Annotated in this window: 1 protein-coding gene; it reads right to left on the reverse strand. The window is 56.8% G+C overall.

Annotated elements, in window-relative coordinates; translation table 11 throughout:
- The coding region (locus GSQ70_RS00755; RefSeq protein ID WP_199257200.1) for a conjugal transfer protein TraH at positions 1-403 on the reverse strand (403 nt) is incomplete at both ends.

Below are 403 nucleotides of genomic sequence, written 5' to 3' on the forward strand. Positions count from 1 at the left end.
GGTGCTTTTCTGGAAGATATCGTTCAGCATGTCGCGCACTTTTGCCGTCATGCCCTCGTTCTCAGAGAGCGTCAGCTCAGAGACGGTCGGCTGCAGGCAGGTATCGTTATCGTTGCAGCAGTAGATTTTCTCGGTACCGCCGTTCAGCAGCGTGTTGAACATCGCTTCGCTGCCCCCGCGCGGTGCCAGGAATGACGGATTGCCCTTCGCATCGTAAATAACGGTGCCGACCATCGACATGATGAATTCCTTCAGCTCGCGGTCGTTGCTGAAGAACTGGTTCAGCCGGCTGAACGTATCCCACGTCAGATTACGGTTACGCGGAATACGCTTCTTCTCCTCGTCAGACGCCTTGTTGTAGACGCTGTCGGTCTCACCGCCCACGCCACAGCCCTGACGGGAC

The organism is Pantoea sp. BAV 3049, from assembly GCF_009765445.1.
GTDB lineage: Bacteria > Pseudomonadota > Gammaproteobacteria > Enterobacterales > Enterobacteriaceae > Erwinia.